The organism is Bartonella sp. AU16XJBT (assembly GCF_028618665.1).
In the GTDB taxonomy this organism is placed as follows: domain Bacteria; phylum Pseudomonadota; class Alphaproteobacteria; order Rhizobiales; family Rhizobiaceae; genus Bartonella.
This window is the reverse complement of the sequence record NZ_JAQITF010000034.1, coordinates 1-7,309: the sequence shown is the minus strand read 5'-3', so window position 1 is coordinate 7,309 and position 7,309 is coordinate 1. Positions and strand designations below refer to the sequence as shown.

Here is a 7,309-nt window from a genome sequence, read left to right as displayed (position 1 = left end):
GGTTTATCGCTTCGTGCCTTTGCCAAAAAGATGCGTGTTTCTCCTAATGCGGTGGTTTCGCGTTTTAAAACTGGAAAATTTGATAAGGCTCTTTTTGAAGATGGTTCTGTTAATGAAGCGCTTGCAACAGCTATCTGGAATGAGAATCCAACAAAACGCCCTGCTCCATTTTTAGCACCGGATGGTCAACCGCGGACAAAGATCAAACAAGTCTCTACAGAGGCGGCCAATGAATACAAGATTAAACTGGAGCGAATGCAAGTTGCCCTTGAAAGCGAAAAGATTGCCCTTGAACGCTTACGCGAAACAACCGTTGACCGTGAAGAAGTCAAGAGAGCAGCGCGTGAGTTTGGAAGAGCACACCGTGACGCTATGTTGAATTTTCCTCATCGATTTGGTGCAAGCATTGCCGCACAAGTTGGATGTGATGCTGCAAGTCTGATCGGTGCCATTGATTATTACATACGAAAGGCTTTGCTTGAAGCTGTTCATATTCCAGTTCCTTATCATGATCCTCAACCTCCAGAATGAGAGCGTTTTGGGGCGAGCAAAGAATGAATAATGGATGAGAATGCTGTTACAGAATTTTTCGCCCATGCCAATGATGCAAGACAACCGGACCCACCATATACGGTTTCTCAATGGGCGGACAAGAATAGATACCTTAGCACGGTAGCCAGTGCTGAACCTGGATTGTGGAGAACAAAACGCACCCCCTATTTGCGCGAAATCATGGATAATCTTTCTTCTCACAAACCGATTGAAACAACCATTGTCATGAAAGGAGCGCAGGTTGGCATGTCAGAGGCAGGATTGAATTTCTGCGGTTATGCTATTCATTATAGTCCAGGACCTGCCCTTTATGTCATGCCGACCGTTGAGACAGCCAAAAAGCTTTCAAAGACGCGGCTTGATCCCATGATTATGGCAAGTCCAGTTTTAAGTGAACGCATAGCCCCAGCGCGAGCACGTGACAGCGGGAATACCATGTTTTCGAAAGAGTTTGATGGTGGAGCACTGATGCTTACAGGAGCAAACAGTGCAGCTGGTCTACGTTCTATGCCTATTCGTTATCTGATTTTGGATGAAGTAGATGGTTATCCTCTCAGTGTCGATAATGAAGGTGATCCAGTGATGATTGCGGAAAAGCGCACATCAACCTTTGTACAACGAAAGATCTTTAAATTGTCCACTCCCACCCACCGTGACACAAGCCGTATTGCCAAGGATTTTGTGCTAGGAGACCAGCGATATTACAACGTGCCTTGTGATGAATGTGGTACACTCCAGCCGATTGTTTGGTCACAAATCAAATGGCCAAAAGGAGCACCCGAAAAAGCTGTTTTTGTTTGTGCGCATTGTGGTCATGAACATGCCGAGCACCGAAAAACAGATCTCATGTGTGAAGAAAGAGGTGCATGCTGGGTCCCAACCAGTGAGTCAAGCAGACCGAATTTGCGTTCTTATCATATTTCGGCACTCTATTCACCTTGGCTTACATGGGGGGAATGTGCAAGAGAGTTTTTAAATGCCAAGGATGATCCAGCTCTTCTACAGCCTTTTGTCAATACAGTGCTTGGAGAGCCGTGGGAGGATAGAACAGGCGAAGTTGTTGATCCAGACAGCCTCTATGCAAAACGCGAAGAGTATCCTTTAGCACCAGAACAAGCCGTCGTGTTGACAGCGGGCATTGATGTGCAAAATGACCGTTTAGAGCTTGAAGTGGTGGGATGGGGGCGTAGTGAAGAAAGTTGGCATATTGATTATCAAGTTATCCTTGGTGACCCCTCTTCTTTTGAAGTGTGGGACCAATTGGATGAATATCTTGCAAAACGCTGGCCGCATCCAGGCTATAAAGAGGGTATCAGAATAACAGCGGCTTGCATTGATACCGGTGGTGGACACACACAGGCAGTTTATAACTATGTGCGTCCGCGTGAGGGGCGGCGCATCTGGGGGATTAAAGGACAAGCTGGCTGGCGTGCGGTATGGCCACGCCGACCAAGCAAAAACAATAAAGGGCAGATTAATCTTTATATTGTTGGGGTTGACGCCGCGAAAGATATCATTACAGCACGGTTTAAAAAATCGGGTCCCGAAGCAACGGGGGCTGGTGCAACACACTTTCACAAAAGCCTTGACCAGGAATATTTTGACCAGCTAACCGCTGAAAGAAAAGTCATTAAATATTTTAAAGGCTTCAAGCGTATTGAATGGCAAAAAAGTGAAAAGGCAAGAAACGAAGCCTTGGACTGTAGAGTCTATGCTTATGCGGCTTTGCAAGGTCTGATTTCGGCAGGAATAAACCTTAATCGAGAAGTCGATATCTTAGAAGAGCGTTTGGAAAAACTTAAAATTGCTGAAAGCTCTTTGGAAGAAAAAACATCTAGGATTTCTTCATTCACTTCTCCAAGAAGATCTCAGATAGCACAACCTCAAAGGAAACAATCCAGAACGGTGATGAATCCTTATATGCAAGGGGATTGGAGGTAATTTGTGGATGAAACTTTAGAACCAATGAACAGCAAACTTTCGAGACTGGAAAGTTTAAAAAGGCGGCGTGAACAAATTGAAGAGGCTCTTTATTCGGGTGCGCAATCGGTACGCCATGGCGATAAGCAAGTAAGCAACCGCTCTGTTGAGGAACTTCGCAGAGCTCTTGAGATGCTGAATAGGCAAATAGCCGACCTTGAAGGTCGTAAAGGTTCACGCGTGTTCTATTTTAATATCTCACGAGGCTATTAATGGCTGGCTTTCTCAATAAACTCACGGGCTTTTTTACAATTTCTCGTCAACAAAATCCCCATTTTGAAGCGGCAAGCAAAAGCCGTCGCATGGGTGGTTTTGATCCCGCAAAAAAACATATCAATAAAGCAATTGAAGAATGCGGTGATACCATTGTTGCTCGTTCAAGATGGCTTTATGACAATGAAGCTCTTTACGGTTCTGCGACTGAAGAATGGGTCTCTGCGGCTGTCAGTGATGGGATTAAACCTTATCCTCGCATTGAAGGTTTTCAAGAAGAAAAGAAAAAGCTTTTAGACTTATGGTGGCAATGGGCTGATGAAGCAGACTACGATGAAGATGCCAGCTTTTATGGGCTGCAAGCAACCATTGCCCGAGAGGTCTTTTTAACCGGAGAATGCTTTGTAAGATTGCATTATGTTGACCTTTATGGGCGCTCTGGTGTGCCTCTTCAGTTGCAAGTTTATCCTACTGAAATGCTGGATCTTACTTACAATGGACCTGCTGAGATTGAAGGCAATTACATTCGTATGGGAATTGAATTCGATGCCAGTGGTAAGCGCGTTGCTTATCATTTCTGGGAACATCATCCCTATGATGATTGCTCTGCAAACAGAGCCTTTAAGAGCCAAGAGCGCATACGTGTCCCTGCTGAAATGGTCCTTCATATAAAAGAACGCCGGATTGCCGGACAATTGCGCGGTTCTCCCAAAATAACGCGCTCTATGACAAAAATCTTTCAACTCGAATCCTATGATGATGCAGAACTTGATCGAAAAAGGACGGCGGCTCTTTTCGCGGCGTTTGTCAAGGACAATTCCCCAAACGTCGCAAAATTATCCGATAATCGTGATAAAAACGACGTTGAAGAAGAATACGAAGCACCTGCCATTGCACCCGGTGCATCTCTTTATTTAGGAGAGAATAAAGAGGTTACATTCTCTAATCCTGTTGAGGTTGGAGGTTCTTATGAGGCTTTCCAATTTCGCAATATTTTAAAAATTTGCTCGGCTCTCAATATGCCTTATGCCGTTGTGACAGGAGACGTTACGCGGGGGAACTTCTCCAATGTGCGAACCTCTATCATTCAGTTTAGACGGCATGTCAAACAATGGCGTGAACATATCATTGCCTTTCAGTTTAACCGAATTGTTTGGGAACGTTTTGTTGAAATGGCAGTACTTTCTGGACGCGTTCACTTACCCGGATGGGAAGAAAATCCTTTACCATGGCTTCAATGTGAAAGCTTTGCACCCCCGCTTGAAATGATTGATCCAAACAAAGATATTTCGGCAGAAAAAGAAGAAATCCGTGCTGGCTTGAAAACACGACGCATGGCACTGGCCGAGCGCGGCTTTGATATCGACAGCATTCATGCCGAACTTGAGGAAGAACACACAGACGCTCGTGCACGCGGCTTATCTTTTGACACGGATATGGCAGCACCTTCTGGTGAAAATCAAGCAATTGATAATGAAGATTCAGAGACTTCTGAGACTTCTGAAAGCAACCAAGGCAGCGAGGCACACAAAAATGGTGAATAATCTTGACATGCCGTTTTTGGTATCACGGCTTTTTGGGGTTCCACACATGCTTGCCTCCACAAAGCTTGACATTATCCTTAATGCTCTTGCTCCACGGCTTTTTGCAGGTGAAAAGTTTCCCATTGAAGCTTATTCGCAAGGGAATACAGAAGCTTTCAGACCACCAGAAACCTATGTAGTACAAAACAATATTGCCATCATACCGGTTCATGGCACACTTGTACGCCGTGGCGCATGGCTTGGAGCTTTATCGGGCTTGACTTCTTATGAAGGTTTAAGAGCTTCTTTTCGTGAAGCCATTGCACAGCCTGATGTGAAAGCTGTCTTACTTGATATTGACAGTGGTGGTGGAGAAGCCGGTGGCATCTTTGATTTGGTTGAAGAGTTTCAAACCCTTTCAAAACAATATGCCAAGCCCATTTGGGCGCATGCCAATGAATTTGCTTGCTCGGCAGCTTATGCCATTGCTTGTACGGCTTCTCAAATATGGGTTGCACGCACGGGTGTTGTAGGCTCCATTGGGGTTGTTTGCGCCCATCTTGACCAATCCCGTGCAGATGAGAAACAGGGACTTAAATGGACCTTTGTTTTTGAAGGGGACCATAAAGTTCATGGCAATTCTCACGAACCCTTGAGCGATACAGCACAGATAAAAATGCAAGCCGATTGCGCCCTGCTCTACGAAATGTTTGTCGATTTGGTGGCGCAAAACAGACGCTTAAATGCTGATGCAATTCGTGACACAAAAGCAGAAACTTTTATAGGCAGCCAAGCTCTCAAACTTGGATTAGCAGATGTGCAAGGCACCCTTGCGCAAGCTTTGGAAGCCTTAACGGATTCCATATCACAAAACCCAACATCAACAACAAAAGAAGGACAAAACACATGGCACGCACACAATACCGCGCTGAGGAAGAGGATGACGAAAAGATTGTCGACATCATCAATGACGAGGAAGAGGACGAAGACGATAATGACGTCGACAAAAACGCCGAAATCTTTGACGACGAAGAAAACGAAGATGAGGACGAAGACAATGAGGACAAAGAAAACAAGCGCGAAGATATGAAAGCCGTGCTTGAAAAAGAAAGAAAGCGCGCAAAAGCACTAACAACCCTTGAAAGGCAAGCAAAGCACTTAGGCGTTTCTTTTGACGCAGCAAAAGCTATTCAAAACGGTATGAGCATCGAGAAAGCACGCCAGTGCGTGTTGACGGCTGCTAGCTCTCAAAGCGCGTCTTTGAAAGTATCGCCTTATGCGCCTCATGCTGATGAAAACAGTAAGGCAAAGATTCATGCAAAATGGGAAACAGCTTGGAGGGCAGTGAAATGACGAATATTATTTATGACGACGTACGCAATGGTGCTTATCTTGGACCCTACGACCCCGATATGTCAAACGAAGAAGTGGTGTTTGCATCAGGAGCCTTCATTGAAGCGGGAACTGTCATGGGAAAGGTGACTGAAACGGAAAAATATGTCCCTCTTGATCCAGCAGCATCGGATGGCAGTCAAACACCGGCAGGGATTTCTTTTGCCACTGTTGACGCAACAGAAGCAGATCAACGCGCCGTGATTACAGCACGCTTATGCACTGTAAAAGCTTCTGAATTGCTATGGCCAGATACAATACTTGACCAAGAAAAGATGGCAGCCATTCAGTCTTTAGAAGACAACAATAAAATTCTGTTGCGATAGGAGAATGCGCACATGGATATGAATTTTTTTAAACATGATGCTTTCTCAGCCACCACCATGATGAAAGCGATTGAAAACTATGAGTTTCAACCGGGGCTTATTAGTTCTCTTAATCTTTTTGAGGAAGTGGAAACAAGCACCACAGTGGTTGGTATTGAAAGACGTGACAATACATTGTCCTTGATTCAAACCAGTGAACGTGGCGCCCCCTTGGCAGAAGGTGATAGAGATGGACGTAATCTTCGGTTTTTCAAAACAACACGGATTGCCAAAAGTGACACGGTGAAATCAGAGGAAATCCAAAACCGACGTGAATTTGGGACAGAAGATCAACTCGAGACAGCAATGAAATATATTGCCAGAAAACAAAAGAAACTGATTTCTGAAATCGAATTGACATGGGAAAACATGCAACTTGGCGCTGTTCAAGGGGTGGTTCTTGATGCCGATGGCTCTGTCATTGTCGATTGGTACAAGGAATGGGAAATCGCACCACCAAAGCCGATTGACTTTAAATTAAATAATGAGACAACCAATGTTGCGGACCATGTTGATCAAGTCATTATGAAAATGATTGAAGCTTCAAAGGGAGCGTTTTCTGATCGTTCGCGGATTATTGGGCTTTGTGGAAATGAATTCTTTTCCAAGTTGAAAAACCATAAAACAATTCGTGAGACCTATCTCAACACAGCCTTAGCACAAACACTCAATAGCGCCGGAGGTGTTGCAACACCAAGTGCAATTGGTTCTGGGAGCTTTGGCAGTTTTGACTTTGCGGGCGTTACTTTCATTAATTACCGGAGTATTCACAACTATAATGTGAGTGCGAAGGCTGGAACAAAGCGTGCCATAGGCATTAAGCCGGATGAATGTCAATTCTTTCCTGTTGATGCGCCTGGTGTATTCCAAAAAACCTTTTCTCCTGGAGAAAGTTTGGATTTTGCCAACACGGTTGGAAAACCTCTCTACACCATGCTGATCGTTGATCACGACCGTAATGCATGGGTAAAACCGGAGGTCTATAGCTATCCGCTTTACATCTGCACACGCCCTGAAATGCTCTTTAAAGCGGTCAGTGGAGGAAAATAACATGCGATGGCACGGGTTGCTAAACCAAATGATTCAAGATGTGCGCAACACCTTTGGGCAACCCGTCATCTACACGCGAAAGGATAATCAACAATCGTTTCAAATTACAGCGATTTACACCATTAAGCATTCGGAATCGGAGGCTGGTGGCAGAATCCCCACCACAATCGCAAAAAAGGAACTTGATGTTTGTATCAATGATATCGGGGGAATACCACCAAAACCTCAAGATAG

The 7,309-nt window shown here is 44.8% G+C and carries 9 protein-coding genes; all 9 read left to right on the top strand.

What is annotated here, in order from left to right:
- On the top strand, positions 1–531 hold a 531-nt coding region (locus PVV66_RS08990), incomplete at its 5' end, for a hypothetical protein (RefSeq protein ID WP_273760987.1).
- A 30-nt stretch (positions 532–561) separates the two neighbouring features.
- Positions 562–2,493, top strand: coding sequence for a phage terminase large subunit family protein (locus PVV66_RS08985; RefSeq protein ID WP_273719338.1), 1,932 nt, complete (start codon positions 562–564; stop codon positions 2,491–2,493).
- A gap of 3 nt (positions 2,494–2,496) precedes the next feature.
- Positions 2,497–2,745 (top strand): phage head-tail joining protein, encoded by a 249-nt coding sequence (locus tag PVV66_RS08980; protein ID WP_273719339.1) that lies wholly within the window; start codon positions 2,497–2,499, stop codon positions 2,743–2,745.
- Positions 2,745–4,289 carry a phage portal protein gene (locus tag PVV66_RS08975; protein WP_273719340.1) on the top strand — a complete coding sequence of 515 codons (1,545 nt, stop codon included), beginning with the start codon at positions 2,745–2,747 and terminating at the stop codon, positions 4,287–4,289. Before PVV66_RS08980 ends, PVV66_RS08975 begins: the two co-directional genes overlap by 1 nt.
- The gene (locus PVV66_RS08970) at positions 4,279–5,358 is read left to right on the top strand and encodes a S49 family peptidase (protein WP_273719342.1); all 1,080 of its coding nucleotides are present in this window, start codon (positions 4,279–4,281) and stop codon (positions 5,356–5,358) included. The genes PVV66_RS08975 and PVV66_RS08970 overlap by 11 nt, the downstream gene beginning before the upstream one ends.
- Complete coding sequence (locus PVV66_RS08965; RefSeq protein ID WP_273719344.1) at positions 5,355–5,621, top strand: hypothetical protein; 267 nt, start codon at positions 5,355–5,357, stop codon at positions 5,619–5,621. Before PVV66_RS08970 ends, PVV66_RS08965 begins: the two co-directional genes overlap by 4 nt.
- Positions 5,618–5,986 (top strand): head decoration protein, encoded by a 369-nt coding sequence (locus tag PVV66_RS08960; RefSeq protein ID WP_273719345.1) that lies wholly within the window; start codon positions 5,618–5,620, stop codon positions 5,984–5,986. Before PVV66_RS08965 ends, PVV66_RS08960 begins: the two co-directional genes overlap by 4 nt.
- A 12-nt stretch (positions 5,987–5,998) precedes the next feature.
- Positions 5,999–7,075: a major capsid protein gene (locus PVV66_RS08955; protein WP_273719346.1), complete on the top strand. Its 1,077-nt coding sequence runs from the start codon at positions 5,999–6,001 to the stop codon at positions 7,073–7,075.
- Position 7,076: 1 nt separating this feature from the next.
- Positions 7,077–7,309, top strand: a 233-nt coding sequence (locus tag PVV66_RS08950) for a hypothetical protein (protein ID WP_273760986.1), incomplete at its 3' end; no start/stop codon positions are given.

Bases quoted from the DNA above. Each gene is read 5' to 3' on its own strand.
- PVV66_RS08985 (WP_273719338.1), top strand. From the start codon at position 562: ATGGATGAGAATGCTGTTACAGAATTTTTCGCCCATGCCAATGATGCA.
- PVV66_RS08965 (WP_273719344.1), top strand. From the start codon at position 5,355: ATGAAAGCCGTGCTTGAAAAAGAAAGAAAGCGCGCAAAAGCACTAACA.
- PVV66_RS08970 (WP_273719342.1), top strand. From the start codon at position 4,279: ATGGTGAATAATCTTGACATGCCGTTTTTGGTATCACGGCTTTTTGGG.
- PVV66_RS08975 (WP_273719340.1), top strand. From the start codon at position 2,745: ATGGCTGGCTTTCTCAATAAACTCACGGGCTTTTTTACAATTTCTCGT.
- PVV66_RS08955 (WP_273719346.1), top strand. From the start codon at position 5,999: ATGGATATGAATTTTTTTAAACATGATGCTTTCTCAGCCACCACCATG.
- PVV66_RS08960 (WP_273719345.1), top strand. From the start codon at position 5,618: ATGACGAATATTATTTATGACGACGTACGCAATGGTGCTTATCTTGGA.